This window comes from Limnobacter sp. (assembly GCF_036405155.1).
In the GTDB taxonomy this organism is placed as follows: Bacteria; Pseudomonadota; Gammaproteobacteria; order Burkholderiales; family Burkholderiaceae_B; genus Limnobacter.
Window position 1 is genome coordinate 87,869 of record NZ_DASWYD010000007.1, and the last position, 25,664, is coordinate 113,532.

The 25,664-nt window shown below is 54.8% G+C and carries 30 protein-coding genes; 25 read left to right on the forward strand and 5 right to left on the reverse strand.

Annotated features, from left to right (window positions below; translation table 11 throughout):
• Positions 1–4: 4 nt before the first annotated feature.
• Complete coding sequence (locus tag VGE55_RS10995) at positions 5–2,635, forward strand: ligase-associated DNA damage response DEXH box helicase (protein ID WP_331131734.1); 2,631 nt, start codon at positions 5–7, stop codon at positions 2,633–2,635.
• 50 nt (positions 2,636–2,685) lie between these two features.
• A complete protein-coding gene (gene pdeM, locus VGE55_RS11000; RefSeq protein WP_331131735.1) occupies positions 2,686–3,336 on the forward strand; it encodes a ligase-associated DNA damage response endonuclease PdeM in 651 nt (216 codons plus the stop codon).
• A 15-nt stretch (positions 3,337–3,351) separates the two neighbouring features.
• Here the strand turns inward: pdeM and VGE55_RS11005 are convergent, their stop codons facing one another.
• The 3 genes from VGE55_RS11005 to VGE55_RS11015 form a co-directional block, all read right to left on the reverse strand.
• Positions 3,352–3,789, reverse strand: a complete 438-nt coding sequence (locus tag VGE55_RS11005; protein ID WP_414675013.1) for a DoxX family protein — start codon at positions 3,787–3,789, stop codon at positions 3,352–3,354.
• Between the two features lie 120 nt (positions 3,790–3,909).
• The gene (locus tag VGE55_RS11010; RefSeq protein WP_331131736.1) at positions 3,910–4,425 is read right to left on the reverse strand and encodes a hypothetical protein; all 516 of its coding nucleotides are present in this window, start codon (positions 4,423–4,425) and stop codon (positions 3,910–3,912) included.
• 24 nt (positions 4,426–4,449) lie between these two features.
• Positions 4,450–4,836 (reverse strand): hypothetical protein, encoded by a 387-nt coding sequence (locus tag VGE55_RS11015; RefSeq protein WP_331131737.1) that lies wholly within the window; start codon positions 4,834–4,836, stop codon positions 4,450–4,452.
• A gap of 133 nt (positions 4,837–4,969) precedes the next feature.
• Here VGE55_RS11015 and VGE55_RS11020 point away from each other — a divergent pair, with 133 nt between their 5' ends.
• The 18 genes from VGE55_RS11020 to VGE55_RS11105 all read left to right on the forward strand — a co-directional run bounded on the left by VGE55_RS11020 (position 4,970) and on the right by VGE55_RS11105 (position 20,435).
• Positions 4,970–5,593 carry a TetR/AcrR family transcriptional regulator gene (locus VGE55_RS11020; protein WP_331131738.1) on the forward strand — a complete coding sequence of 208 codons (624 nt, stop codon included), beginning with the start codon at positions 4,970–4,972 and terminating at the stop codon, positions 5,591–5,593.
• Between the two features lie 22 nt (positions 5,594–5,615).
• Positions 5,616–7,406 carry an acyl-CoA dehydrogenase C-terminal domain-containing protein gene (locus VGE55_RS11025; RefSeq protein WP_331131739.1) on the forward strand — a complete coding sequence of 597 codons (1,791 nt, stop codon included), beginning with the start codon at positions 5,616–5,618 and terminating at the stop codon, positions 7,404–7,406.
• A 36-nt stretch (positions 7,407–7,442) separates the two neighbouring features.
• Entirely contained in the window at positions 7,443–9,848 is a 2,406-nt protein-coding gene (locus VGE55_RS11030; RefSeq protein WP_331131740.1) for a 3-hydroxyacyl-CoA dehydrogenase/enoyl-CoA hydratase family protein, read from the forward strand.
• A 22-nt stretch (positions 9,849–9,870) separates the two neighbouring features.
• Positions 9,871–11,070: an acetyl-CoA C-acyltransferase gene (locus tag VGE55_RS11035; RefSeq protein ID WP_256762931.1), complete on the forward strand. Its 1,200-nt coding sequence runs from the start codon at positions 9,871–9,873 to the stop codon at positions 11,068–11,070.
• A gap of 492 nt (positions 11,071–11,562) precedes the next feature.
• Positions 11,563–12,228, forward strand: coding sequence for a hypothetical protein (locus tag VGE55_RS11040; protein ID WP_331131741.1), 666 nt, complete (start codon positions 11,563–11,565; stop codon positions 12,226–12,228).
• Between the two features lie 17 nt (positions 12,229–12,245).
• Complete coding sequence (locus VGE55_RS11045) at positions 12,246–12,785, forward strand: hypothetical protein (RefSeq protein WP_331131742.1); 540 nt, start codon at positions 12,246–12,248, stop codon at positions 12,783–12,785.
• 72 nt (positions 12,786–12,857) lie between these two features.
• Positions 12,858–13,325 (forward strand): hypothetical protein, encoded by a 468-nt coding sequence (locus VGE55_RS11050; RefSeq protein ID WP_331131743.1) that lies wholly within the window; start codon positions 12,858–12,860, stop codon positions 13,323–13,325.
• 64 nt (positions 13,326–13,389) lie between these two features.
• The gene (locus VGE55_RS11055) at positions 13,390–14,187 is read left to right on the forward strand and encodes a hypothetical protein (RefSeq protein ID WP_331131744.1); all 798 of its coding nucleotides are present in this window, start codon (positions 13,390–13,392) and stop codon (positions 14,185–14,187) included.
• Positions 14,188–14,211: 24 nt separating this feature from the next.
• Positions 14,212–15,660, forward strand: coding sequence for a hypothetical protein (locus tag VGE55_RS11060; protein ID WP_331131745.1), 1,449 nt, complete (start codon positions 14,212–14,214; stop codon positions 15,658–15,660).
• 135 nt (positions 15,661–15,795) lie between these two features.
• Entirely contained in the window at positions 15,796–16,038 is a 243-nt protein-coding gene (locus VGE55_RS11065) for a type II toxin-antitoxin system Phd/YefM family antitoxin (protein ID WP_256762913.1), read from the forward strand.
• Positions 16,035–16,298, forward strand: a complete 264-nt coding sequence (locus VGE55_RS11070) for a Txe/YoeB family addiction module toxin (RefSeq protein WP_256762912.1) — start codon at positions 16,035–16,037, stop codon at positions 16,296–16,298. The genes VGE55_RS11065 and VGE55_RS11070 overlap by 4 nt, the downstream gene beginning before the upstream one ends.
• 187 nt (positions 16,299–16,485) lie before the next feature.
• A complete protein-coding gene (locus VGE55_RS11075) occupies positions 16,486–16,773 on the forward strand; it encodes a hypothetical protein (protein ID WP_331131746.1) in 288 nt (95 codons plus the stop codon).
• A gap of 57 nt (positions 16,774–16,830) precedes the next feature.
• Positions 16,831–17,238, forward strand: coding sequence for an SRPBCC domain-containing protein (locus tag VGE55_RS11080; protein ID WP_331131747.1), 408 nt, complete (start codon positions 16,831–16,833; stop codon positions 17,236–17,238).
• Between the two features lie 46 nt (positions 17,239–17,284).
• Entirely contained in the window at positions 17,285–17,836 is a 552-nt protein-coding gene (locus VGE55_RS11085; RefSeq protein WP_331131748.1) for a pyridoxamine 5'-phosphate oxidase family protein, read from the forward strand.
• 53 nt (positions 17,837–17,889) lie between these two features.
• Positions 17,890–18,609 (forward strand): NYN domain-containing protein, encoded by a 720-nt coding sequence (locus VGE55_RS11090; RefSeq protein WP_331131749.1) that lies wholly within the window; start codon positions 17,890–17,892, stop codon positions 18,607–18,609.
• Positions 18,610–19,001: 392 nt separating this feature from the next.
• Entirely contained in the window at positions 19,002–19,124 is a 123-nt protein-coding gene (locus tag VGE55_RS11095; RefSeq protein ID WP_331131750.1) for a hypothetical protein, read from the forward strand.
• 62 nt (positions 19,125–19,186) lie between these two features.
• Positions 19,187–19,777, forward strand: coding sequence for an LURP-one-related/scramblase family protein (locus tag VGE55_RS11100; protein ID WP_331131751.1), 591 nt, complete (start codon positions 19,187–19,189; stop codon positions 19,775–19,777).
• A 112-nt stretch (positions 19,778–19,889) separates the two neighbouring features.
• Positions 19,890–20,435 (forward strand): hypothetical protein, encoded by a 546-nt coding sequence (locus VGE55_RS11105; RefSeq protein ID WP_331131752.1) that lies wholly within the window; start codon positions 19,890–19,892, stop codon positions 20,433–20,435.
• On the opposite strand, the gene VGE55_RS11110 is transcribed toward VGE55_RS11105, so the two are convergent.
• Positions 20,417–20,899 (reverse strand): hypothetical protein, encoded by a 483-nt coding sequence (locus VGE55_RS11110; protein WP_331131753.1) that lies wholly within the window; start codon positions 20,897–20,899, stop codon positions 20,417–20,419. The two genes, VGE55_RS11105 and VGE55_RS11110, sit on opposite strands and share 19 nt — an antisense overlap.
• Complete coding sequence (locus VGE55_RS11115; RefSeq protein WP_331131754.1) at positions 20,896–21,354, reverse strand: C40 family peptidase; 459 nt, start codon at positions 21,352–21,354, stop codon at positions 20,896–20,898. Before VGE55_RS11115 ends, VGE55_RS11110 begins: the two co-directional genes overlap by 4 nt.
• A gap of 240 nt (positions 21,355–21,594) precedes the next feature.
• Here VGE55_RS11115 and VGE55_RS11120 point away from each other — a divergent pair, with 240 nt between their 5' ends.
• The 5 genes from VGE55_RS11120 (at position 21,595) to VGE55_RS11140 (ending at position 25,642) form a co-directional block, all read left to right on the forward strand.
• Positions 21,595–21,861 carry a helix-turn-helix domain-containing protein gene (locus VGE55_RS11120; protein WP_331131755.1) on the forward strand — a complete coding sequence of 89 codons (267 nt, stop codon included), beginning with the start codon at positions 21,595–21,597 and terminating at the stop codon, positions 21,859–21,861.
• Positions 21,858–23,168 carry a HipA domain-containing protein gene (locus VGE55_RS11125; protein WP_331131756.1) on the forward strand — a complete coding sequence of 437 codons (1,311 nt, stop codon included), beginning with the start codon at positions 21,858–21,860 and terminating at the stop codon, positions 23,166–23,168. The genes VGE55_RS11120 and VGE55_RS11125 overlap by 4 nt, the downstream gene beginning before the upstream one ends.
• A 193-nt stretch (positions 23,169–23,361) precedes the next feature.
• Positions 23,362–23,940, forward strand: a complete 579-nt coding sequence (locus VGE55_RS11130; RefSeq protein WP_331131757.1) for a hypothetical protein — start codon at positions 23,362–23,364, stop codon at positions 23,938–23,940.
• 819 nt (positions 23,941–24,759) lie between these two features.
• Positions 24,760–25,176 carry a transglycosylase SLT domain-containing protein gene (locus VGE55_RS11135; RefSeq protein ID WP_331131758.1) on the forward strand — a complete coding sequence of 139 codons (417 nt, stop codon included), beginning with the start codon at positions 24,760–24,762 and terminating at the stop codon, positions 25,174–25,176.
• Positions 25,177–25,183: 7 nt separating this feature from the next.
• Positions 25,184–25,642, forward strand: a complete 459-nt coding sequence (locus VGE55_RS11140) for a hypothetical protein (protein WP_331131759.1) — start codon at positions 25,184–25,186, stop codon at positions 25,640–25,642.
• Positions 25,643–25,664: the final 22 nt, after the last annotated feature.

Here is a 25,664-nt window from a genome sequence, read left to right on the forward strand (position 1 = left end):
GTTCATGACCGAGTACCGGGGTATTCCACCGGGGCCCAATGTGGGCACCCAGCTCAAGGCTTTGCGTCGCAAGGCCAAAGCCCGCACACGCACTGACCAGCCCGCGGATGAACCCGAAGCCGAGCAGCCTGCTGCGGCCGTTAATACCTCACCCTTGGCTGTCCTCAACCTGCGTGGAGTACACGCTTGGTTTGCCGCGCAGGGTTGGGCGCCGTTTGATTACCAAAGCGCGGTGTGGGAAGCCGTGCAAGCGGGCCACAGTGGCTTGCTGCACGCCACCACCGGTGCGGGCAAAACACTGGCGGTGTGGGTGGGCCTGTTGTTGCGCCTGGCGCAATTGCCCAAGCCCCGCGCAGCTGCCACCCGGGTGTTGTGGATTACCCCCATGCGCGCCTTGGCGGCCGACAGTTGCAAGTCCCTTCAAAAAGCCTGTGCCGGTTTGGCCAGCGATTGCGAAGTGGCCCTGCAAACCGGCGACACCGATTCGGCCACCCGTGCCCGCATCCTCAAAAAGCCGCCTTTTGCCCTGGTGACCACACCGGAAAGCCTCACCCTCATGCTGACCCGCGCGACTGGGCAAGCCCAGCTTCGCAAGCTGGACGCCATCGTGGTGGACGAATGGCACGAGCTGCTGGGCAACAAGCGCGGTGTGCAATTGCAATTGGCCATTGCGCGTTTGGTCAAGCTCAACCCGGCCTTGCAGGTGTGGGGCATGAGTGCCACTTTGGGCAACCTTGAAGATGCGCTGCGAACCCTCACTTACCCGGTGCGCAACCACGGCACGGCCACCTTGGTGCAGGGCAAACTGCCCAAGCAATTGGTGATCGACAGCCTGGTGCCTCCCAGCTTTGAGCGCTTTCCGTGGGGCGGCCATTTGGGCCTGAAGCAACTGGATGCCGTGGTGCGCGAAATTGAACAAAGCGCATCCGCCCTGGTGTTCACCAACACCCGGTCGCAAGCCGAAATTTGGTACCAGGCCCTGCTGGATGCACGGCCCGAATTTGCAGGCTCCATTGCACTTCACCATGGCTCGCTGGACAAATCCGTGCGCGATTGGGTGGAAAACGGTTTGAAGATGGGCCAGCTCAAAGCCGTGGTGTGCACCTCGTCGCTTGATCTCGGTGTTGATTTCTTGCCAGTTGATCGTGTCATTCAAATCGGTTCGCCCAAAGGCGTTGCACGCCTGTTGCAGCGGGCAGGGCGTTCTGGTCATGCACCGGGGAGGCCGTCCCGCATCACGGTGGTGCCCACCCACGCGCTTGAACTGGTCGAGGCTGCGGCAGCCCGCCATGCAGCGGGTCTTCGGCAGATTGAATCCCGCTACAGCCCGCAGGCCCCACTGGATGTGTTGGTGCAACACCTGGTGACGATTGCCATGGGCTCAGGCTTTGAGCCCGATGATTTGTATGCCGAGGTGCGCAACACCCAAGCCTATGCAGGCTTGTCGCGCGAAGCCTTCAACTGGGCTTTGACCTTTGTAGAGCAGGGTGGCGAAAGCCTGAAAGCCTATCCGGATTACCAGCGTATTCAGCGCGATGAGCAGGGTGTGTACCGCGTGCTTCGCCGCGACATTGCCCGTCGGCATGCCATGTCGGTGGGCACCATCGTGTCCGACTCGGCCATGCATGTGGCCTGGATGACTGGTGGCCGACTGGGCACCATTGAAGAAAGCTTCATTGCCCGCCTCAAAACCGGCGACTGCTTCAGCTTTGCAGGCCGCGTGTTGGAACTGGTCAAGGTGCGCGACATGACTGCCTTTGTCCGCAAAGCCGACCGCAAAAAAGCCACGGTGCCACAATGGCAGGGCGGCAAAATGCCACTGAGCAGCGAGTTGGCCCATGCCTCGCTGCACATGCTGGACTTGGCCCGCAACGCCATGGAGCAGGGCAAGCAGCCCGAATGGCCCGAGCTGCGCGCCTTAACCGACCTGCTGACCTTGCAGCGCCGCTGGAGCGAATTGCCCGGCACCCAAACCTTGCTGGTGGAGCAACTGCACAGCAAGGAAGGCCACCACTTGTTTGTGTATCCGTTTGAAGGCCGCACTGTGCACATCGGCTTGGCCAGTCTGTTTGCCTGGCGGGCGTCGCAGCACAGGCCGGGTACGTTTTCCATTTCCATGAACGACTATGGGTTTGAACTGCTCAGCGCCGAGCCTGTGAATTGGCAGCAGTGGTGGGGTGGCAACAAAGCCGTGCTCAGCACCGACTGCTTGTTGGCCGACGTGCTGGAATGCCTGAACGCCTCGGAGCTGGCGCAGCGACGCTTTCGGGAAATTGCCCGCATTGCCGGGCTGATTTTTCAGGGCTACCCGGGGGCAGGCAAAAGCACCAAGCAATTGCAAGCCTCCAGCGGTTTGTTTTTTGAAGTGTTTCAAAAATACGACCGTGGCAATTTGCTGTTGAGCCAAGCCCAGCGCGAGGCGCTGGAACAAGAACTCGACATTGCCCGCATGGAAGCCGCACTCAAAGCCATGCAAGCCAAGCGGCTGGTGTTCAACACGATTGAACGCCCAACCCCTTTTGCTTTTCCGCTCATGATTGAACGCCTGCGCGAAATGGTGAGCACCGAGAAATTGAGCGACCGCGTGGCCCGCATGGTGGCTGATTTGGAAAAAGCAGCCTTGCAAAGCACATAATCGAAACGCTTGTTACACTGCCGCCTGGTTTGTCGCTCCCGATATTGTCCATGCAGGTTTTGTCTGCCGCTCAAAGCTCCCTGAACATCACCACCCCGGCAGGGGCGCTGGTGTTGTCACGCCATCGCAGCGTGTATGTGCCTGCGCACCACGCACTGTTGGTGGCCGATGTGCACTTGGGCAAGGCCGCCACATTTCGAAGTCTCGGCGTGCCCGTGCCTGCAGGCACCACGCTGGGCAACCTGCAAAAGCTGAGCGATGCCATTGCGCAATTCAACCCGCAGCATTTGTACATTCTGGGTGATTTGTTCCATGCCAAAGCCGCGTTAAACCCCGCATTGTTGGCCGAGTTTCATCACTGGCGTGTGCAGCATGCCAACCTTGAGTTGCATTTGATTGTGGGCAACCACGACAGCAAGGCAGGCATGCCACCAACCCGCCTCAACATACAGTTGCATGCAGAGCCGCATGCGCTGGGTGGGTTTGCGCTGTGCCACCACCCGCAGACTGTGGGTGGGGCCTTCAGCATTGCCGGGCATGTGCACCCGGTGTGTCGCATTCAAGGCAAAGGGCGGGACACTGCCCGCCTGCCCTGTTTTTTGCAAACCGCCAACAGCTTGCAAATGCCCGCCTTTGGCGAATTCACCGGTGGGCATGTGGTGCAAGCCGCGCCCGGTGAGCAATTGGTGGCGGTGGTTTAAGTCGCCACCCACTGGTTACTTGCCAAGTTTCCACTGACCTGAACCCAAGGCTGCCACCAGCAGCAAGCCACCGGCCACGCTGATATTCTTCATGAACAGCAGTTGCTGCACATAGGCTTGGTCAGCAGGCACTGCCCAAAAATTGTGGAAGGTAATCGACGCCAGCAGTGTGAAGCCTGCCAACACAAAGCCTGCCAGGCGAGCTTGAATACCCGTGATGAGTGCCAAACCACCGACAATTTCAACCGTCAGCGTGATGGCTGCCAACACCTCGGGAACAGGCAAGCCAGCCGAGCCAATAAAGCCCACGGTGCCTTCAAAGTGTGTCAGCTTGTCAAAGCCCGCCAGCACAAACATCAGCGCCAGCAAAATGCGGGCAAGCACAGCCAGCGGGTTTTTAACTGATTCAAAAATATTGTCGATCAGGTTGCTTGGGTTTGTTGAGTTAGCCATGTTGTTCTCCTTGTTGGGTTGTGAACATGGCTAAATTTTCTGTGCTTAAGGCGTTCTTATCCAGCGTTTAATCTTGAATTTATTGTTCAAAATATTTGCATAAGAAATGATCTGGGCACATCAAGGATTGTCCTTCACGCAGTTGCCATCTGTGACCTGCGCTACTCCATGAGCGATACCGGTAACGACCAGTGCTGAAACGCCAAGTGCTGCAAATATTATTGCGAAATCATAAAAATCTTTTGGGTCCCTCGTTTTCCTCAGGGCTAAGCCTGCTCCAGCCAAAAGCACGCCCACTCCTGCCGTACAGGCTTCTCCCACAAATGCCCATTTGAAGCGTGCCTTTGCCTTGTCTGTAAAGTGTTCGCGATGCCATTCGGAGCCGCAACCATCATCGTAATCCTGAAGTATTTTCCTGGTGCGGCTGTTAACTTCTGTAGCAGAGTGAAGCAAGCTGGAAGCCAGCGTACCTGCCGCAGCCACTGTGCACAGCCCCATACCCGCCAGCTTCAGTCCTGTTTTCCATGCGGGTGTTGTTGCGCGCTGTGTAGGTGCGTTGTTTTGTCGTCCAGCCTCCAAGTCGTTCGGGTGGGTTGTTGAATGGTTTAGGGGCAAGACCAGGCTTGTTTGCGTCATATCCGTGTTCTCCCAAGTCGGTTATCAATTGCGGGTTGTGGGGGTGTTGTGGTCAGCAAGGTGTTCCTGTCCCCCTTCCAGGTACACCGCAATTTCGTCCAGTCGCTCGCCGGCTTTTTTGGCGCTTGCGTAGCTGCCGTTGTAGGCGCGGTCAATGTTCTCCATTAGCCTGTGCGTGTCACGAACCAAATGCAGGCTTTGCCAGTCGCCCAACCGTGCTGAGTCCAAATAGTCCACGATGGTCTGCCGGTGCTGTGTCAGTCTGTTGATCCATTGCTGGTTCTCGACAATTGCGGTTTGGGCGCAGCGCTCGTGCCTCACCCGGCAAGCGTCTATCTGGGCATCTAGGTCGGCGAGAACGGGCTGAAGCGCATTGTGGCCCCAAGGTCTGCCGGTTTGACGGTTGTGCATGGCCGCTCTCCGCGACAAAGCACTAAGTAATCAAGCCTTGGTGAAGGTTCCGCCTCTTTTTCATGCAGAACCGACCCAAATCCACCGTTCGCATGTACACTAATAAAAAAAACGAACGTTCGGTCTATTTTTTATGCGCAAAGGCGAGCAAACCCGCGCTGCCATCGTTGAGGCAGCACTCGAGATCGCTTCCACCCAAGGGTTGGAAGGGCTCACCATTGGCTCCATCGCCGAAAAAATGGCCATGAGCAAAAGCGGTGTATTTGCCCACTTTGGCTCGCGTGAAGAGCTTCAAATCGCCGTGCTCAAAGAGTACGAAACACAATTTATCAATGCAGTGCTGTTTCCCTGCCTCAAGGAACCACGCGGCTTTCCACGCCTTCGCGCCATTTTCATGCGCTGGCTGGACCGCATTGGCAAAGAGATCGACAGCGGCTGTATCTACATTTCCGGCGCAACCGAGTACGATGACAGACCGGGTGCCGTGCGCGATGTGTTGGTGAACATGCACCGCGACTGGCAAAAAGAAATGCGCCGTGCGGCATCACAGGCCATTGAAGAAAACCACCTGCCCGCCGGTTCCGCGGATGCGGATCAACTGGTGTTCGACATGGTCGGAATCATTTTGGCCGCACACCAACAGGGCCGCCTCATGGGCGACACGCAGTGCCTGCAACGTGCCCGTCATGCCTTCGACCGCATGATGGCGCAATACCAGAACAAACCCAGTAACACCTCTTCAGTAATCTTGACCTAAGCTGTATCCAGGAGACGACGACATGAGCCAATACACACCACCCCTTCGCGACATGCAATTCGTCATGCACGAACTGTTCAACGCCGAGGCCACTTTCAAGGAAATTCCCGCCTTCGCGGACATGGACGCCGACACCATCAACCAGATTCTGGAAGAGGGCGGCAAGTTTTGTTCTGAAGTGCTGCAACCGCTGAACGCCGTGGGCGATTCCGAAGGGTGTACCCACAACAAAACCGACTTCTCGGTGAAAACACCCACCGGCTTCAAAGAAGCCTACAAGCAGTATGTGGAAGCCGGCTGGCCCGCACTCAGCTGCGACCCCGAATTTGGCGGCCAGGGCCTGCCTGTGACCGTGAACCAGGCTTTTTATGAAATGATGAACGCCGCCAACCAGGCCTGGACCATGTACCCCGGCCTGACCCACGGCGCGTACGACTGCCTGCACGCACACGGCACCCCCGAGCAAAAGGCCACCTACCTGCCCAAGCTGACCAGCGGCGAATGGACTGGCACCATGTGCCTGACCGAACCCCACTGCGGTACCGACCTGGGCATGCTGCGCACCAAGGCTGAACCACAGGCCGATGGTTCTTTCAAAATCACCGGCGCGAAAATTTTCATCAGCAGTGGTGAACACGACATGGCCGAGAACATCATTCACCTGGTGTTGGCCCGCCTGCCCGACGCACCCGCTGGCACCAAGGGCATTTCGCTGTTCCTGGTTCCCAAGTTCATTCCCAATGCCGACGGCTCGTTGGGCGCACGCAACCCCATCAACTGCGGTGCCATCGAACACAAAATGGGTATTCACGGTAACTCCACTTGCCAAATGAACCTGGACGGCGCCACCGGCTGGATGATTGGTCAGCCGCACAAAGGCTTGAACGCCATGTTCGTGATGATGAACGCCGCCCGCTTGGGCGTGGGCATGCAGTCCCTGGGCCTCACCGAAGTGGCCTACCAAAACGCCGTGGTGTATGCCAAAGACCGCATCCAGAGCCGCTCTCTGACTGGCCCGAAGCAAGCCGACAAGCCTGCCGACAAAATCATCGTGCACCCCGATGTGCGCAAAATGCTGCTGACCGCCCGTGCCTACGCCGAAGGTGGCCGCGCACTGTGCATGTGGACCTCGCTGGAGCTGGACAAAGAACTGAGCCACCCCGACGAAGCCGTGCGCAAAGAAGCCGCTGAAATGGTGGCCCTCACAACCCCCATCGTGAAGTCGTTCATCACCGACAACGCCTGGGAAGCCACATCACACTGCCTGCAAGTGTACGGTGGCCACGGCTACATCGCCGAGTGGGGCATGGAACAGTACGTGCGCGACAGCCGCATCAACATGATTTACGAAGGCACCAACACCATTCAGTCGCTCGACCTGCTGGGTCGCAAAGTGCTGGCCGACGGTGGCGCCAAGTTGATGAAGTTTGGCAAGCGTGTGAAAGCCCTGTGCGAAGCCGAGGCCAACAACCCTGCCATGAAAGAGTTCATCGAGCCCCTGGCCGACCTGGGCGACAAAGTGACCAAGCTCACCATGGAAATTGGTGGCAAGGCCATGGCCAACCCCGACGAAGTGGGCGCCGCTGCGGTGGACTACCTGCGCGTGGTGGGCCACATGTTCTACGCCTACTTCTTTGCGCTGTCCGCCAAGATTGCGCTGGAAAAGCAGAACAGCGGCGACACCTTCTACAAGGCCAAGCTGATCACTGCCCGTTTCTACTTCCAGAAAATGCTGCCCGAAACCGCGATGCTGATCCGCAAGGCCCGCGCCGGTTCCGCAGTGCTCATGGAAATGGAAGAAGACCTGTTCTAAGCCAACACAGAATAAACCCCCGATAAGGAGACCCTCGTGTCCAATTTCATCGTTCGCAAAGTCGCCGTGCTCGGCGCAGGCGTGATGGGTGCGCAAATTGCCGCACACTGCGCCAACGCCAAAGTGCCCGTGGTGCTGTTCGACCTGCCGGCCAAAGAAGGCCCCAAGAATGGCATCGTGGACAAGGCCATTGCCAACCTGACCAAACTGAAACCCGCCCCGTTTGGCGCGAAGGACGTGGCCCAGTATGTGCAGGCCGCCAACTACGAAGAACACCTTGAACTGCTGAAAGGTTGCGACCTGGTGATCGAAGCGATTGCCGAGCGCATGGACTGGAAACACGACCTGTACAAAAAGGTTGCCCCGTTCATCAACCCCACAGCGATTTTTGCGACCAACACATCGGGCCTCAGCATTTCCAAGCTGAGCGAAGGCTTTGATGCCGACCTGAAGAGCCGCTTCTGTGGCGTGCACTTCTTCAACCCACCCCGCTACATGCACCTGTGCGAGCTCATTCCCCTGAGCACCACCCGTCAGGACATTCTGGACAATCTGGAAACCTTCCTGACCACCACACTGGGCAAAGGCATTATTACCGCCAAGGACACGCCCAACTTTGTGGCCAACCGCGTGGGTGTGGCTGGCATGCTGGCCACCATGGCCGAAGCCAAGAAATACGGCATTGCGTTTGACATCGTTGACCAGTTGACCGGTTCCAAGCTGGGCCGCGCCAAGTCCGCCACCTTCCGCACGGCGGACGTGGTGGGCTTGGACACCATGGGCCACGTGATTGCCACCATGCAAAACACACTGCCCAACGACCCGTTTGCCCCCAGCTACGAAACACCCGCCGTGCTGAAAAAGCTGGTAGAACTGGGCGCACTGGGCCAGAAAGCCAAGGCTGGTTTCTTCAAGAAAGTCGGCAAGCAGATCATGCAGTTCGACGAAGCCAAAGGCGACTACGTGCCGTCTGAAGGCAAAGCCGACGAAGCCGTTCTCAAAATTTTGAAGAACAAAAACGTGGCTGAGCGCATGGCACAACTGCGTGGCAGCGACCACCCCCAGGCCAAATTCCTGTGGGCGATTTTCCGCGACGCATTCCACTACATCGCCGTGCACCTCAATGACATTGCCGACACTGCCCGCGACGTGGACTTCAGCTTGCGCTGGGGTTACGGCTGGACAGAAGGCCCCTTCGAAACATGGCAAGCCGCTGGCTGGAAGCAAATTGCTGAATGGGTGAAAGCCGACATTGACGCTGGCGAAGCCCTGTGCAAAGCGCCGCTGCCCGCTTGGGTATTCGAAGGCCCTGTGGCTGCCAACGGTGGCGTGTACTCGCCCGCCGGTGCATTCAGCCCAGCTTCTAACAGCTTTGTGGCCCGTAAAAACCTGCCAGTTTACGACCGTCAAATTTTCCGCGCCAAAGTACTGGGCGAAACCACGGTGACTGGCCACAACGGTGGCACCACCCTGAAAGAAACCGATGCAGCGCGCATTTGGACAGCCCCCGGTCACGACGACGTGGTGGTTCTGTCCATCAAAACCAAAATGCACGCCATTGGCCCCGGTGTGATTGAAGCCACCCACGAAGCCATTGCCCTGGCCGAGAAAAGCTACAAAGGTTTGGTGATTTGGTCACCCGACGAGCCATTCTCTGCCGGTGCCGACCTGCAAGCCATGCTGCCCGCCTTCATGCAGGGTGGTGGCAAAGCCATCGAACCGATGGTGGCTGAATTCCAGAAGGCCACCATGGCCCTCAAATACGCACAAATTCCAACCGTTGCGGCCGTAACAGGCCTGGCACTGGGCGGTGGTTGCGAATTCGCCATCCACTGTTCCGCACGCGTGGCCAACCTCGAAAGCTACATGGGCCTGGTGGAAGTGGGCGTGGGCCTCATTCCCGGTGGCGGTGGTTTGAAAGAAATTGCCGTGAACGCCGGTTTGGCTGCACAAAAAGCAGGCTCCAGCGACGTGCTGGCCTTCGTGAAAGATGGCTTCCTGACTGCGGCCACGGCCAAGGTGGGCACATCGGCCATGGAATGCCGCGACCTGGGCTTCATCAAGGACAGCGACACGATTGTGTTCAACAGCCATGAACTGCTGTACGTGGCCATCAACCGCGCCCGCGCCATGTTTGAGCAGGGCTACCGCCCACCGCACAAGCTGAAAGGCGTGCCCGTGGCTGGCAAAAGCGGCATTGCGACCATCAAGGCACAACTGGTCAACATGCGCGACGGTGGCTTCATTTCCGCTTACGACTTCCACCTGGGCTGCGTGATTGCCGATGTGGTGTGCGGTGGCGAAATTGAAACCGGTTCACTGGTGGACGAAGAGTGGCTGCTCAACCTGGAGCGCAAGCACTTCGTGAAGCTGCTGGACAACCCCAAAACTCAAGAACGAATCATGGGCATGCTGCAAACCGGCAAGCCTGTGCGTAACTAATGGCCACTGAGGAGACACACACATGTCCCGCCAAATGAAAGATGTTTACATCGTAGCCGCCACCCGCACGCCGATCGGCAAAGCGCCCCGTGGCGTGTTCAAGGAAGTGCGCCCCGACGACCTGCTGGTGCATGCCATTTCCAAGGCCATGGCCCAAGTGCCCACGCTCGACCCCGCTGCCATCAACGATGCCATCGTGGGTTGCGCCTTCCCCGAAGGCGAGCAGGGCATGAACATGGCCCGCATTGCCGTGCTGCTGGCCGGCCTGCCCAACACCGTGGGCGGCGTTACCATCAACCGCTTCTGCGCCTCGGGCATTACCGCAGTGAGCATGGCCGCCAACGCCATTGCCACCGGCGAAGCGGAAGTCATGATTGCCGCCGGTGCCGAAAGCATGAGCATGGTGCCCATGAGCGGCAACAAGCCCAGCTTCAACATGGCCATTTTCGAGAAAGACGAAAACCTGGGCATTGCCTACGGCATGGGCATGACCGCCGAGAAAGTGGCCCAGCAGTGGGGCATTAGCCGCGACGAGCAAGACGAGTTCGCGCTGAACAGCCACAAGAAAGCCATTGCCGCCCAGCAGAAGGGCGAGTTCAACGACGAAATCAGCCCCTTCACCGTGGTGAAGGCAGCGCCCGATTTGGCCACTGGCGAAATTACCACCAGCAGCAAAGTGGTCAGCCTGGACGAAGGCGCCCGCGCCGATTCCAGCATTGAAGGCCTCACCAAGCTGAAGCCCGTGTTTGCCGCCAAAGGCTCAGTGACTGCGGGCAACAGCTCGCAAATGAGCGACGGCGCAGGCGCGCTGATTTTGGCGTCTGAAGATGCAGTGAAGCGTTTCAACCTGGTGCCCCTGGCCAAGTGGCGCGGCTTTGCCGTGCGCGGTGTGCCCCCCGAAATTATGGGCATTGGCCCCAAGGAAGCCATTCCCGCCGTGCTGAAAACCGCCGGCCTGAAGCAGGACGACATCGACTGGTTTGAACTGAACGAAGCGTTTGCCGCACAGTCGCTGGCCGTGATGAAAGACCTGCAACTGGACCCCGCCAAGGTAAACCCCATGGGCGGCGCCATTGCCCTGGGCCACCCACTGGGTGCCACCGGTGCCATTCGCGCAGCCACCGTGGTGCACGCCCTTCGCCGCCACAACCTGAAGTACGGCATGGTGACCATGTGCATCGGCACCGGCATGGGCGCAGCCGGTATTTTCGAGCGCGTATAAGCAGTTGATTGGTTGGGTTTAACAACCCGGTTGGAAGTTGGAAAACCCCAGGCTCACGCAGTGAGCCTGGGGTTTTTTGTTTTTGGGGATTTCGGATTTTGCGGCAGAAATGGGGGAGGGGGAAGGGTTTTCTTGATTTGGCTAGAAAAGTAATTTACATTTTGAAAAGATTGTTGAGACATTGGTGGTAAATTGCTGGCCGCAGTAAGGGTGGGCGGTAGCTATGGTGGGGAGTCAGAGATTCGGGTGGCGTGACTACCAAGTTAGGTATGCCTTTTCGGTGGCATGGGAGTAGCGCTTATACCGAATCGCAGTGCGCAGTTGATCGAGCAGACGTGGCGAGTTTCGGGAGTTATTTATACTGTCCATAAAACAGTATGTTTGCTGATTTTGGCTCAAATAAACCCATTACCTATGTGTGACGTATCTTCGGGGTGATGTTCGGATAAATGGATATCGCCGTTATTGTTCGATAAATCAAGTTAGGCGCCCATGACAACAGCACCGCCAAGTGAAGTCCCGAGCGAGCGATTCGTAGAACAGATGGGCAACCATCTGCTCATGAATCTCATCGGACCGGAGCACACGTTCTTCCACATACCGACCCAGCCGGCCGAAAAGACGCTGGGCTATGACGCAAGCCTGCAAGGTTTCAAAACTCTGGTGCTGCAATACAAGCGTCTAGTGCCCAATGTGCCGCCCTACACCGGCCGGATTCCGATTGATCCAACGCAGCTGGCTACGTTGCAAACAAAGTTTCCTGCCGCAGCGCAGCCGTATGCGTTTCTGGGGTTTTGCCTCCACCAGGAGTACAGCACGATCACCCCTTTGTTTGCGGCGGGCACAGGAAGCACCTTGGCGGAGAAGATCCTCTTCCTCGACATCCACTCTCCGACCCTTGCCGCCAGGCCCTATCCCAAGAGCATCAATACCTCGCTCATACTTCCCGTATTGGGCTCGGAGGCGTTTAAGCTCGCGACCCTCGCCGCTAGGTTCTCGAAGTGCACGGTGGGCGTCTTCGAACTGGGTACACATGCACTTCCGCTCGAACGAGAAGAAGGGAAACAGCTCGGGAATCTTTCCCTTCTCCATGCGAAGCTCCCAAGCTGGGCGCCTAACAATTCGTCCAAGCCGACGCCGCTTCGCGGCGCGGCTTAACTCAGGTGTTAGCGCTCATGAAGCAACGCTCCTTATCTACCGTAGAAGAAGCAATCGCGCTTGAGCGTTCGGTTGCTAGGTCGGCGGGAAAGGCGCTTGCTCAAATTACTGAGCTTTATGAGCAGTCTGACGCACTTCGTACGCTTTGGGAGATGAAGTTCCGCCCGATCGGTTGCGATCCTCTTGACTCAGCAACCCCGCTAAATGTGATCGAGCAATTGAATCAAACTTTTACTTACATTGCGTCGGCTCGCGCGGTAGTTACTCTGTTCGGTCTTCACCCTGAGCTAGCTCCATTCCACGTCAATCTAGGAAACGTCGCTGGCTCCGACGTTGAATCTTGTTCACCCGGGAAACTTGCGTGCGAAGTCTTTGCCGCGGTGAACACGTCGAACAATCAAAAACTCAACAAGGATCTTGCTAAAGTTGCTGCCTCTGGAGCTGAGCACAAGTACGTGTTCTTCATGTGCCCCGGCGTATCAGTCGGCCGCCAGTTCAAGCTTGAGCGGATTCCGGGCGTGCAAGTATGGGCAGTAGGAGATCAGCATGAGCGCTAACAATTCGTCCAAGCCGACGCCGCTTCGCGGCGCGGCTTAACTCAGGCGTTAGGGCGCATCAATAGGTACACCATGGATATCGTTAAGACAGTCACGGATTGGCCGGTAATTGTGCAAGGAGCATTGGGCTCCGCATTATTTTGGGCAATCCTCGAAATCGGCCAACGAAGCGTTCGTAAATTTGCTGAGCGCGTCGGCCGCGATAAGAAAACTGCGAACTGGTTTGCCTTGGCGGCACATGAAGCTTCCGGTGAGGCTGGCGCGCAGGCACGCTTCATTTGCCTATATGGTGCTATGCACTATGCTCTCAAAGGCTTGGTCATCACCGTTCTATCGTGGGCGGTTTCGCCTTTGCTAGATATTTTTGCGGCTGCAGGTTACTTAATTGCAGCCTACTTTTTCTTTCGGGCACTCGCTTTCGTTCCGCACACTGCAAGCCTCGGTCCAATTGCGGAGCGTCGTCAACGCTTCAAAGAGAGCATTGCCGAGATGAAGTCACGCCAAGACAAAGAACAGGATGCCACTAAGAATGCGCCCTAACCCGTCATTGCAGCGGACTGCCCACGGCAGCCGCTGAACTCCAACGTTAGGCGTCTCAAACACCATGCCCACGAACCTCGATCGCTACAAGACCGACCTCGATAGCTTGGCCAAGCTCGGCGAAAAGATGCAGCTTGACCTCAATGGCCGTCATCTCGTCGAGACCGGCAAAGCCAAGCCTGAGACCAAGAAGCTACTTGAAGAACTGAAGGGCACTTTTGAGCGCGAGTACCAGAACTGGTACACGCAAGCGGGCGCACTAATCCGCCAGCTGATTCCCGACCGTATTGTCGAGTTTCAGGAACTCTATAAGGGTGACGGGAAGCGAAAGGCAACCACATCTCAAACCTATCATATTCAAGACTGGCTCAACGGCGTCCGGTCCGGCACTCAGTACACAGGAGAGAAGTACTACGACGACTTCGCCATCGTCACGATGCGCTTCTCAACGCAGATGGCGATCCTCCAGGCCGTCCGGACTCGCTTCGAGAGTAGCCTTCACGACATTCAGCAGCTTGTACAAGCAGATCTTTTTGATTCAGAACTCGACGCATCGCGTGAGCTACTCAAGTCGGGTTTCCTCCGAGCCGCAGGTGCGGTTGCAGGCGTGGTGCTTGAAAAGCATCTTGCCCAGGTTGCCACGAACCACGCGGTCTCTACGCGAAAGGCTCACCCGACGATCAGTGACTTCAATGATCTTCTGAAGGCCGGTGCAGTGCTTGACGTGCCGGCTTGGCGAAACATTCAGCGGCTTGGTGATCTCCGGAACCTTTGCGATCACAACAAGCACAGAGACCCAACAAAGGACGAGATCGAGGAGCTGATCAGTGGTGTCGAGAAGCTCACGAAGACCCTCTTCTAGCCGCGAGGAGACGCCGGCCACCCAATGAGCACGAAGCGAATCGTCACCGTCGGCCTTGAGCTTGCCTCAGGCGACACTCAGTACGCGAGCTTCCGATCGAAGCTCTCGCTTCTGGACTGGGACATTGTTCTGTTCAAGCCAGAGATTAGTGACTTCCTGTCTTACGTCACCGACTACTACCAAGGTAAGCCGAGTCTCGACGAGAGCACCTCGTTCAGCCTGAAGGAGTGTTGTGAACATTGGCGCCGCGAACTCAAACAGGCAGTCGAGACCGGCAAGACCGTAATCGTCTACCTTTCATCACTCCGTGAAGTCTTCGTGGACACTGGGCAGCGCTCGTATTCTGGAACTGGCCGCAATCGACAGGCGACTCGTCACGTTTCCCTCTACACGAATTACCAATCCATTCCCGCGTCCTTGACCCCAGTCGTCGCAACCGGCTCTTCTATGAAGCTTGTTGACAAAGGAGCTGAGGTCCTGGCGTCCTATTGGTCTGAATTCGAGTCACGATCGCACTATCAGGTTCTTCTCACCGCCGAGAAGGTGCCAGCTTCCCTGGTCACACGTACGGGGGCGAAGGCCGTCGGAGCGTTGTATCGCAGCAAAGCGTCGGCCGGTACCCTTGTCCTGCTGCCGGACATTGACTTCTATGACGCCACCTTTGTGAAGGAGAAGGGTGCAAAGCAAACCTGGACGCCGGCCGCGGGCCAGTTTGCAGGCCAGTTTGTTTCAGCAATCGTTTCCCTTGACAAGGCTCTGCGCTCAAGTTCTGAGGTGACCCCTGAGCCGTCCTGGGCGGCGGCCCCCGGGTACACACTTGGACCGGAGGCCGAACTTCGCGTTCAGTTGCTAGCGGCAGAGCAACGTGTCGAGGAGGCTCAGCGTCAGAAGGAAGACACGGCGGATCGACTTTCGGCCGCCGGTAGACATCGTGCCCTTCTGTACGAGAAGGGCAAGCCTCTTGAGAATGCGATTGTTGAAGCACTGCGCCTGCTCGGGTTCACTGCCGCGCCCTACAAGGAGTCGGATTCCGAATTCGATGTGGTGTTCGAGTCCGCCGAAGGTCGCCTCATTGGTGAAGCCGAAGGCAAGGATAGCAAGGCAATCAACGTCGACAAGCTGCGGCAGCTTTCTATGAACATTCACGAGGATCTGCAGCGAGAGGCAGTATCTACGCCGGCAAAGCCTGTTCTCTTCGGCAATGGATTTCGACTCCAGCCGATAGCCGAGCGACCCGATCCGTTCTCAGAGAAGTGCCACAGTGCGGCGGCGACATCATCAACGGCGCTTGTGCACACGCCAGACCTGTTTACCGTCGTTCAATCGCTATTGGCACAACCCAACCCCGTCTATGCCCGCGAGTGTCGGATCGCGATCACACAGACTACAGGTCGAGTGCGATTCCCTCCAATGCTTGAGCGTACGCTTCCTACATCGGAAACCACGTCTGGCGAGTCGCAGAGTGACGCATAACCATTCCATCGAGCGGACGTCCAACAGCAAGCTTCGCTTGCTGTCGGCCGCCGCTCATGTCAAACGTTGTGCCTTTGAACGGTCCATTGACAAAGCGTACTGAATTACGTACGATAGCGTCTTATGGAGGTCTCTATGCAAACTCTTTCAGCAAGTGAAGCACGCGCCAATCTCTATCGATTGATGGATGAGACGGCGGAATCACATCAACCCATAACTATTTCTGGCAAGCGGCACGATGCTGTATTGATCTCCGCTGAAGATTGGCAAGCCATTCAAGAAACGCTTCATTTGCTGTCTGTTCCTGGTATGCGTGAATCAATTAAGGAAGGAATGGCCGAACCGGCAAGCTCATGCTCCAAGGAGCTTGATTGGTGAATTGGCAAATTGTCTACACCAAACATGCTCAGAAGGACGCGCAAAAACTCGCTGCCAGCGGATTGAAACCCAAAGCGCTCGAACTGCTTGCCGTCGTGCAACAGAACCCTTTTCAAAATCCACCACCATACGAAAAACTCGTCGGAGATCTCGCGGGTGCCTACTCGCGACGAATCAATATTCAGCATCGCCTCGTTTATCAAGTGCTCACGGATGAACGAGTCGTTAAGGTGTTACGCATGTGGACACATTATGAATAAGTGCCTACAGAGCCTTCAATAGGCCATAGGCAAACTGTACGTTGCAAGCGGACGCCAGCACAGGCCATGCCTTGGGCATTTTCATGGCCAGTGCTGGTATTGTCCGCCTTTTGCTTCGGCGCCGCCGAACTTTGGCGTTATGCCTCTGAACCAAGTGCCCGATTGGGTATCAACTTGAAGTGAAACAATGGCTTGTCTCATACCGCTTTCCACCGAGCGAGGGTTGCTTGCCTTGATATTTTTTGCAAGCCTTCTGACCACTTGGTACTGGACCAACTACCCCGGTTTTCTGCCAGACGTGCCAGAGTGGCTTGGCCTTAAATTGGTCCAGCTTTATGGTGCGGAAAACGCCGAGCAAATCGCTGACCTGGAAGTCATTGTTGGTTTGGTTGTCTGTTTAATCTTTTATTCGGCCATCGCTGTCATTTTTCTTGGAATACGACGAGCCGTGGCTGAACGAGAAGTGAACTTGTAAGATCAATTCATTGGGCACACCGCAAACACTGACCAACCACCCCATCAGGACCGCACCATGAAGATCACCGTCAAAACCACGGTCAACGCGCCCATCAACACAGTGTGGAGCGCATACACCACCCCAGCAGACATCATGCAATGGAACGCCGCTTCCGACGACTGGCACACCACCCAGTCCACGGTCGACTTGCGGGTGGGCGGCTCTTTTTCTTCCCGCATGGAAGCCAAAGACGGCAGCTTTGGTTTCGACTTTGCCGGCACCTACACACAATTGGTGCCGAACAAGTTGATCGAATATGCCTTCGGCGAGCGCACGGCCACGGTCGAGTTCAAGCAGCTGGAGTCTGGTGTGGAGGTGTGCGTCACCTTCGATGCTGAGCAGCAGCATTCTGTTGAGCAACAGCAGCAGGGTTGGCAGTCCATTCTCAACAATTTTGCCAAGCACGTGCATAGGCAATCATAAGTAAACGTTCTTTAGCGACAGTACTACCCGCTATTGGAGAGGTTGTATGGGCCAAAAATACACCGAACTGTCGGACAAGCTTTGCGAGTTCATCGCAGAGCAAAAAATCTATTTTGTGGGCACTGCTGCCGACACAGGGCGTATCAACATTTCACCCAAGGGCATGGACTCGCTTCGCGTTCTGGGTAAAAACCGGGTGGCCTGGCTCAATGTAACCGGTAGTGGAAACGAGACAGCAGCCCATGTGCAGATAAACCCCAGAATGACCTTGATGTTCTGCGCGTTCAACGGCAGCCCGCTCATTCTCCGTTTGTATGGCGAGGCCAAAGCGGTTCACCGCAACGAGTCCGAGTGGGCCTCCTTGTTTGCCTTGTTTGACCCCATTCCCGGGGCGCGACAAATTTTCGACATGTCGGTTGAGTTGGTTCAAACCTCCTGCGGCATGGCTGTACCCAATTTCGACTACGTGGGCGACAGGGACCTGCTCACCAACTGGGCACAAAAGCGGGGCGACCAGGGCTTGAAAGAATATTGGGAACAAAAAAACCAGCTCAGCATTGATGGCTTTCCGACCCATATCCTTAATAAAAATTTTTAATGTAATCTTGGCAAACCATGTTGTATCGATCTTGGTTTGCTCAAGGAGAGTCAATGGCGCAATCCAATAATGAAAAGCTTGCAGTGCTTATTGATGCAGACAATGCTCAAGCTGCAATTGTTCATGAGCTTCTTTCTGAGGTGGCTCGATATGGAATCGCCAGTATTAAGCGAGCATATGGAGATTGGACAACGCCAAATTTAAGGAGCTGGAAAGAAGTCCTTCATAAAATGGCCATTCAACCCGTGCAGCAGTTCGGCTATACCACTGGCAAAAACTCGACCGACTCTTCGTTAATCATCGATGCCATGGATTTACTCCACTCTGGCAATTTGGACGGCTTCTGCCTTGTTTCCTCCGATAGCGACTTTACGCGACTGGCCACCCGAATCCGGGAGTCTGGGCTGGTCGTCTACGGCTTTGGCGAACGAAAAACTGCACCGGCATTTGTTGCGGCGTGTGACAAGTTTATCTACACCGAAATCTTGAGGCCTGAGCAAACAGAAGAGGCTCAAAAAGAGCAGCCACCAGAGCCAATTGAGCCTATGCTGAGAACTGCCATAACAGCCACAGCACGCGACAACGGTTGGTCACCCTTATCCACAGTTGGATCCATGTTGTTGAAAAATAGCCCTTCATTTGATCCGCGAAACTATGGCTTTCAGAAGCTCGGTGAATTGGTTCGTAAGCAGACTTTTCTGGAAGTCAAAGACGTGTCCTCAGGAGATGGTTCTACGAATGTCCATGTACACGTTCGTCTAAAACCTATCTAACCTTTCTCTTAAAAACCAGCCTTACCTCACCGGTGCTGAATGTATCTACGAGGTAACTGACTGGCTTCATCAGAACGGACGGTCGATTTGAGCCGCTGTTTTTATCTCGCTAATATTTCGACTGCGGTGTTGGTGAGTTTTCATCGTTGGTGTCCGTTTTATTAACCAATCAGCCGATCACACTCCGCTGTGTCTCGAAATCGATCAGATAGGAAGATGCCATGTCTTGCAGTACATGCACGTGCCCGCTGTGTCAGCAAGTAGCATCTGCCAGCGATATCGACCACGGCAACTTGGCGCGGGTCTACTGTACTTATTGCTTCACCTTTGACATCACACGCAGAGGGAAACTGTGGGTGGACGGCTTGACTAATAATCATCGGAAAGCATTGATGACCAGCGTCAAACAAGCACCTGATGGTCAAATCCTCGTCATTTGTGGTGATAACAAGGAGAACATCAAATACGAGGTTAGAAATTCAATGCCAGATAAAGCTGCTCCGAGCTGGCTTTGATACAAGGGTTCCTTCAATCAGGAGAAAAAATTGTTGAGCTTCCGACTCTTCTCCTGATCCACATGTTCGAGATGTTCGTCATTGGCATACCTGCTTCGCGAACGTTATCCCTACAGAAAATTTCTCGAGAACGAGCCATTAAATTGACCCAACAGTTAACCATCTCCAACAAAATTTTTTCACTGAGAGGACGAATTCCGATCACCAACCAACAGGGTGAACTCGTTTATGAGGCCAGAGGAGAATTCGCATTCTTCAACCCCGCATGGTATTTGACCAATGCACAAGGGGAAGTGGCCACCATCCGGCGGAAAGTGTTCGCGTGGCGCCCAACATGGTTGATCACCAGCCAGCTTGGGGCCTTCAAAATTCAAAGGCCAATATGGTCTGTGGTTCGGAAGTACCAAGTGGTTGGCGGACCATTGGATGGCGCCGAAATGACGGGCAATTTTTGGGATCTGGATTTCAAGATTACTCATCGATCAGAAAACCTCGCCCGCGTTCAAGGAAAACTTCTGACCTTGCGAGACACGCACACCATCGACCTATTAAAAAGCGACCCTCAATCCAGCTTGTTAACCGTCATTACCATGGTTGTCATGCACATGGACAGAAGCGGCTGGCAATTCGCGCAGAACGACCACGTGGCGTAAACGCATGCAATCTCACCCGTTATCGGGTGTATGAATCCCCCGAATGGTAGAGACTTTTTTCGGTCAAAGATCAGACCACTAACATGGTCGTGTGTTGATCAGAAAAACTGCCATGCGAAACATACAATCAGCAAACAAGCGATTATTCAAACGAGGCTATGGTGTATTGCTGCTGTTGACATTCGCATTGTCTGGCTGTGCCGGGCGAGTTAGTGGAGATCTGAAGGATGTTGCGGGTAATGTGTTCCTCAAGGCCTGCGACCAATCCAGCGCCAGTTACGCATTGAAATATTCCAGTGATGCGGTCGATGATTACGCAGATGAATCATTCGCTGGAAAAGTGTCATCGGCCAGTTTTGGTTTGATCCCCACATATTCCCGTACCTTGGTGCACAGTCAGGTCACTGTCTTCAAAAATAGCAAGTCTATCCAGACGCTTCAATATCAATCCACTGTCCATAAGTTCTATGGCTTCATGTGGATTTTTGTGTTGTCCACTGAGAATGTGAACAGGCTGCAAGCCGACGAAGGAGGTGGCATTCGGGTTCGTTGGGGTATTCACGACAAAACAATCAGTAAGGCGGTGAATCAGCTGGGCCTCAACCAGGAGGCTGACGAGGTCTGCGAAATTCCAGACGCTCAGTTTCTCGATTTATGATAAGTCTCTATCGATATTCTCGGGTGTTCACCCTGTGGTTCAATTTTCCAATTGCCCGCTGTGTTCCTCACCCGAAATTCAAGGGTCTCTCTCCCGCCACGCTCATGTCGAGCAATAGACGTGTCGTGTAAGTTTTTTGTCGGAAACAGGGTGTACTTCACTTTCACTCGGCAGAGGTTGTTTTCACAGGCTGGTTTGCCAATGCGATAGGCGGTCACAATGGTTGCCATATCCCAGCCTGGCTCATCGTATTCCTTTGGCGCATACACATATTGGTCGATGTAGGTTGACCATTGCTCTGAGCTCAGTCGACCGCCCAGCAAGTCGAGCTTTACAAATTCCTCCACAGCGGTTTTGGGTGAATCCCAGGCGAAGGCCTGCGTTGACATTAAACCAGTCAAAATACAAATAGCAGTCCACAGCCACAATGAGCGATTTCTTGGCATATTGTTCTCGCTCTTCATGCGGCCGCAATACTATTCAAATAGGCTTGAATTGCTTTGGGGGAGGAGTGTAAATACCGTCTGAAGGTTGGTCCTCGTTTCGACCAATAGGCGTTGTTGAAAAGTACGTAAGCAACACCGGTTGATGATTGTGAGCCAATCCATCCGTATTCATCGACGACTATCCCGACGTGGCCCGGTCCGTTTCCAGTTGCTTTGAAACAGATGATATCGCCGGGTTTGGGGGTTTCAACTGTCTCGAATAAGTCGCTGTTGGCAAACGATTGGGCATTCATAGATAGACTATTGGCTTTTTCGGGAAACAGCATCATGAAAATGTCGCTGACGAAGCCTGAGCAGTCGAAGCCTTGGCGATTTTTACCTCCAAATTTATAAGGCCTCCCTTCCATAATTTCTGCCAATTCCACAGCTTTGTAGGCAATCCCTCGGCCTGTTTGTTTCCGAATCTGATCCATATTCAGCACTTCTCAATTGATCAATTCTCAAGCCTAAGAGTGGCCGTAGTGTCAAGTCAAAAACGGTGCTGGTTTATCACTCTGGTGAGTGGTTCGCAAGCAAGAGGCTGAAGCTCAATCCGCACGATCGTGAGGATTTATTGTCAATCGTGCAGGTCCCAATCAAAATCCTCACAATCGTAAGGATTTCTTGCTACCTAGGTGCATTCTGTTCATAATCCTTACAAACGTGAGGATTTTATGCAAATCAAAGTCGATCATCCAAGTGCCCTGGGGCCCATTGTTCGGGCCTGCCGCAAAAGCCAGCGCGTTCGTCAAGATGAAGCGGCCGACAGCATCGGGGTCAGTGAGAACTTCCTCGGTAAGGTCGAGAAGGGGGGTGACTCTGTCAACTGGGGCAAGTTGTTCCAAGTGCTTCAAGGATTGGGGGTGCACGTCATTCTGGATGTACCAGCCGATGTGGCGCGCATGCTGGAGCAGTCATCCAACGCGGACAGCACCCGATGAAGCCAAGAACGCTCAGAGTCATGATCGACCAGCAGGAGGTGGGCACGTTGATGGAGTCCGGCGCGGTTTGGCGCTTCGATTACGCCGATTCCTGGCTTGACCATCCAATGTCATTCGATCTCAGCCCCCACTTGCCCCGCCAAGCGCGCAGCATCACGGACGGTGCAAGCCTCCGGCCGGTGCAGTGGTATTTCGACAACCTGCTGCCCGAAGAAAACGCACGCGTCCTGATGGCCAAGGACGCACGGCTTGACAGTGCCGATGCCTTCGGATTGCTGCGCCACTACGGGGCCGAGTCTGCGGGGTCCATCACCTTGTTGCCATTGGGAGTTGAGCCTGTGCTCGGTGGTGAACTGAAGCCTCTCAGTTTCCGCCGCTTGCAAACCCGAATTGATCGACTGCCGCAAGTGCCTCTTAGCCATGGCGCAAGCAAGCGGATGTCGCTGGCTGGTGCACAGCACAAGCTTGCTGTCGTATTGCAAGACGGCAACTTATTCGAGCCCACGGGTGCCCAGCCTTCCACGCACATCTTGAAGCCCAATCACCCCGATGGCGATTACCCTCACTCGGCCATCAATGAGTGGTTCACCATGCGACTGGCGAAGCGCATGGATTTGGATGTGCCGAATGTGCACCGCTTGTATGTTCCCACCCCGGTGTATGTAGTGGACCGGTTTGATCGGGCTGTGGTTGGCGGTACGGTCGTGCGACGACACGCCATAGACTGCTGCCAGCTGCTGGGCATTGATCGCAGTTTCAAATACGCTGAGGGCAGTATGGAGAACCTGGCCAAGGCAGCCAATGCTTGCAGATCACCGGCATTGGTTCGTCCAAAATTGTTCTCGTGGTTGTTGTTCAATATGCTGGTGGGCAATAGCGATTCGCACCTGAAGAACATCAGTTTTCTGGTTTCCGATGAAGGTGTTCAATTGGCACCGTTTTATGACTTGCTGTGCATTGGCGTGTATGACAGCCCCGCGTATGACAAAAATCGCTGGCCTGATTTGACCGAATTGGCTTGGCCGTTGGGGCGGATATCCAGGTTCTCAAAGGTGAATGCCAGCGTGTTGACCAAGGCTGGCGCTGCCTTGGGGTTGGGCGAGCAAATCACCCATCGTATTGTGCAAACCCTGTGCAAGCGGATTGTTGAACAGGCACAAGCGCTATATACAGAAGTTGAGCAGGTCAACGCTGCAATACTGACCACAAAGCCCGAACTGGCCAGCACCTTTGCGGGTGAGCTGCGCTGTCTAAGGGCGATCATTCATGGGGTGATTCAACCGATGGCTGCGGCGCAGAGCCAGTGAACTGATCTAGAAACCCCTCTGAAAGGTCATCGGAGTCAGAACGGAGCACGTTACCTTCAACGCCGGTCTGAGCGAATCATTCCTGGCTAATTTCACTACTATTGAGCGACGGATGATATATCGATGCGCTTTGTTGGGTGTTTGGATGAGTGAATATTCCGGTTAAAAGTCCGTATATCAAGTTAGGTGACGCATGCAGCCCACATCACTGACAGAACTGCGAAGAACATTCATTGCTTTCCGCGATGAGTGCATCTGGCTACAGATTTGCTTTAACACGTTCAACACGCTCTTCGAAGGTGGTGAGCAGATAGATTCGCTTCTTCGCGAGTCGGCTCCACAGTTTTTCGCCGATCTGAACATCATGATGGCGGAATACTGGGTGATCGTTGTTTGTCGACTCACCGATCCGGCCAATACCAATGGAAACTATAACCTCACGGTGCCCTACTTGCTGAAGGCGCTTGAGCGGCACTCGCTCCTGACGTCAGAAATCCAAGCCGCTGCAGATGAGGTTAGGGCCTATCGAGAATTGGTCAATGACACACGAAACAAGGTGATCTCCCATGCTGATTTGAAAGCCTTTTTAAGGGGAGAAGTTCTTGGTGAACACTCAGCGGAAGCACTCGTCAGATTTGTCCAGCACCTACAGATTTTCAACGATTTGGTTGGAGAAGCTGTCGGTAAGGGGCCTCTCGACTATCGGGTGACAGCCTGTTCAGGGGACGCTGATGACCTTTTGCCCAACCTAACCGGTCTTCAACTCCGATGACGTTAGTGAGTATCTATTCGGTTGGAAGTTGTGATACAGCCACTCGTGAAGGCGCGGCAGAAGTGCTTCTCGAACACCCAGCGAAGGTAAAGCACCTGCACCTTCAGTTTCGTGACACTACGGTGAACCGGTGCATCATAGAAGGGCTAATCGAAGCGGTTCGCCAACTCAAGAAGCCCTGCATAGTGCGGCTTGTGACATCAACCAAGATTGGCGCTGAGAAGGCCAGGCGAGGCAAGGGTGTGAACGTTGATCTGGTTCGTAAGCTGGTCAATCTGCTGCGGGAAAAGCAGTGTGCCTTTGACTTCGACGTTTGGGAGGGGCGAGGGGGTGAACTACGAGCCAAAGTTGAGTCTGGCCGCAGTGGTGATTGCACCTAACACGTTACAAACGGACTGGCGGCTACGCTAATTGCCTCTCACGGGTCCTAACACTCAATTTTCGTCATCATTCATAACGTATTGCTACCGAGCACACGAAGACCAATTGAATCGGACCTGGCAGACTAGGGGCTTTTGACCTTCAGCCTCAACCGCTCTTCAGACGGTAGTGTCGACCAACATGAAGGAATTGCCGACGACGAAACAAACACCTTGCCGGTTTGACGGACGATTGTGGGGTGATGCCGTAAGCCTCCCCTGACAGCGAACAGTTGAAACTCTAGAGTTTCCTGCATAACGCAGGAGGGCGAATTTCACGCTCATCCGTATTTATCCATCTTTGAAATTTCTCCCCAATCGAACCAACCCCCGCCGTTGGTTACCAAGCCAATACTTGTCAGGCAGTCAATGCTGACCAACAATCGTTGTCGGGGACCATATGCAAGGCGCTTTAACGTTTGATGAAATTCAGAAGCTGGTTAAGGAAAACAACCGTTCCAAGGAATTTTCGGATGAGTTTGTGATTTGTCTGATCTGGAAAGAAACCAATTTCAACCCATCCCGTACCAACAGCCAAACCATCACAGGTTTGATGCAAATCAGTAAAGGTGCGGTGGACATGGTCAATAAACTGACACCCGCCGGCACGCACTTTGAGCATGCTGACATGCTCGACCCAGCGACCAACATTCAATGTGGCACCTTGTATCTCGACATCGCCAAAAATAAGCTGGGTGGCATTGATGCCAGTTTTGGTACCGGTAAGGGTTATTCGAAGTCGATTCACACCTGTGAGGCGTGCCTGAAAAGTGACACAGCCCACCCCATGGTGGCCCTCCACAAAATTCATCTGTGAGCCCGCAATGAAACCCTTGAAATGGCTGTTAATCTTGTTGTGTTTGTGGGCTGGTATTGCGGAAGCGGCAAGCCCCACTGCCGACTGGAATACATTCACCGCATGGTTGGGCAAGGCACCATCTACCCGGTTGGTGGGTCAGAAATCACTTCTGAGGCAGCCAGCAATTCAAGCTGCGCTGAAGCAGATCTTGCCAAAAGCAGAACAGGCTGCATTGGCCAGGTTCAAAGCCGAAGCACCGGTTGCTGAGGTGGAGGGCTTGCTGATTGTTGACCAATGCCTTCCGCACAATTGCCCGGCCGATATGGCCACCGTGGTGATTGACCCTGCCAACCAAACGGTTTGGGCAGGTTTTTTTACGCGGGAGGAAAATCGGGTCAGTACCCGTTGGTATGGCATGACGGATGATTATTCGGTGCTGCCTGAGGTTATTCGAAAGGGGTTTTTAGAACGGCATGGCGATTAGACGGACAATAATTGGACGTAAT

Bases quoted from the DNA above. Each gene is read 5' to 3' on its own strand.
- VGE55_RS10995 (WP_331131734.1), top strand. From the start codon at position 5: ATGACCGAGTACCGGGGTATTCCACCGGGGCCCAATGTGGGCACCCAG.
- pdeM (WP_331131735.1), top strand. From the start codon at position 2,686: ATGCAGGTTTTGTCTGCCGCTCAAAGCTCCCTGAACATCACCACCCCG.
- VGE55_RS11005 (WP_414675013.1), bottom strand. From the start codon at position 3,789: ATGGCTAACTCAACAAACCCAAGCAACCTGATCGACAATATTTTTGAA.
- VGE55_RS11010 (WP_331131736.1), bottom strand. From the start codon at position 4,425: ATGACGCAAACAAGCCTGGTCTTGCCCCTAAACCATTCAACAACCCAC.
- VGE55_RS11015 (WP_331131737.1), bottom strand. From the start codon at position 4,836: ATGCACAACCGTCAAACCGGCAGACCTTGGGGCCACAATGCGCTTCAG.
- VGE55_RS11020 (WP_331131738.1), top strand. From the start codon at position 4,970: ATGCGCAAAGGCGAGCAAACCCGCGCTGCCATCGTTGAGGCAGCACTC.
- VGE55_RS11025 (WP_331131739.1), top strand. From the start codon at position 5,616: ATGAGCCAATACACACCACCCCTTCGCGACATGCAATTCGTCATGCAC.
- VGE55_RS11035 (WP_256762931.1), top strand. From the start codon at position 9,871: ATGTCCCGCCAAATGAAAGATGTTTACATCGTAGCCGCCACCCGCACG.
- VGE55_RS11040 (WP_331131741.1), top strand. From the start codon at position 11,563: ATGACAACAGCACCGCCAAGTGAAGTCCCGAGCGAGCGATTCGTAGAA.
- VGE55_RS11045 (WP_331131742.1), top strand. From the start codon at position 12,246: ATGAAGCAACGCTCCTTATCTACCGTAGAAGAAGCAATCGCGCTTGAG.
- VGE55_RS11050 (WP_331131743.1), top strand. From the start codon at position 12,858: ATGGATATCGTTAAGACAGTCACGGATTGGCCGGTAATTGTGCAAGGA.
- VGE55_RS11055 (WP_331131744.1), top strand. From the start codon at position 13,390: ATGCCCACGAACCTCGATCGCTACAAGACCGACCTCGATAGCTTGGCC.
- VGE55_RS11060 (WP_331131745.1), top strand. From the start codon at position 14,212: ATGAGCACGAAGCGAATCGTCACCGTCGGCCTTGAGCTTGCCTCAGGC.
- VGE55_RS11065 (WP_256762913.1), top strand. From the start codon at position 15,796: ATGCAAACTCTTTCAGCAAGTGAAGCACGCGCCAATCTCTATCGATTG.
- VGE55_RS11075 (WP_331131746.1), top strand. From the start codon at position 16,486: ATGGCTTGTCTCATACCGCTTTCCACCGAGCGAGGGTTGCTTGCCTTG.
- VGE55_RS11080 (WP_331131747.1), top strand. From the start codon at position 16,831: ATGAAGATCACCGTCAAAACCACGGTCAACGCGCCCATCAACACAGTG.
- VGE55_RS11085 (WP_331131748.1), top strand. From the start codon at position 17,285: ATGGGCCAAAAATACACCGAACTGTCGGACAAGCTTTGCGAGTTCATC.
- VGE55_RS11090 (WP_331131749.1), top strand. From the start codon at position 17,890: ATGGCGCAATCCAATAATGAAAAGCTTGCAGTGCTTATTGATGCAGAC.
- VGE55_RS11095 (WP_331131750.1), top strand. From the start codon at position 19,002: ATGACCAGCGTCAAACAAGCACCTGATGGTCAAATCCTCGTCATTTGT.
- VGE55_RS11100 (WP_331131751.1), top strand. From the start codon at position 19,187: ATGTTCGAGATGTTCGTCATTGGCATACCTGCTTCGCGAACGTTATCC.
- VGE55_RS11105 (WP_331131752.1), top strand. From the start codon at position 19,890: ATGCGAAACATACAATCAGCAAACAAGCGATTATTCAAACGAGGCTAT.
- VGE55_RS11110 (WP_331131753.1), bottom strand. From the start codon at position 20,899: ATGAAGAGCGAGAACAATATGCCAAGAAATCGCTCATTGTGGCTGTGG.
- VGE55_RS11115 (WP_331131754.1), bottom strand. From the start codon at position 21,354: ATGGATCAGATTCGGAAACAAACAGGCCGAGGGATTGCCTACAAAGCT.
- VGE55_RS11120 (WP_331131755.1), top strand. From the start codon at position 21,595: ATGCAAATCAAAGTCGATCATCCAAGTGCCCTGGGGCCCATTGTTCGG.
- VGE55_RS11125 (WP_331131756.1), top strand. From the start codon at position 21,858: ATGAAGCCAAGAACGCTCAGAGTCATGATCGACCAGCAGGAGGTGGGC.
- VGE55_RS11130 (WP_331131757.1), top strand. From the start codon at position 23,362: ATGCAGCCCACATCACTGACAGAACTGCGAAGAACATTCATTGCTTTC.
- VGE55_RS11135 (WP_331131758.1), top strand. From the start codon at position 24,760: ATGCAAGGCGCTTTAACGTTTGATGAAATTCAGAAGCTGGTTAAGGAA.
- VGE55_RS11140 (WP_331131759.1), top strand. From the start codon at position 25,184: ATGAAACCCTTGAAATGGCTGTTAATCTTGTTGTGTTTGTGGGCTGGT.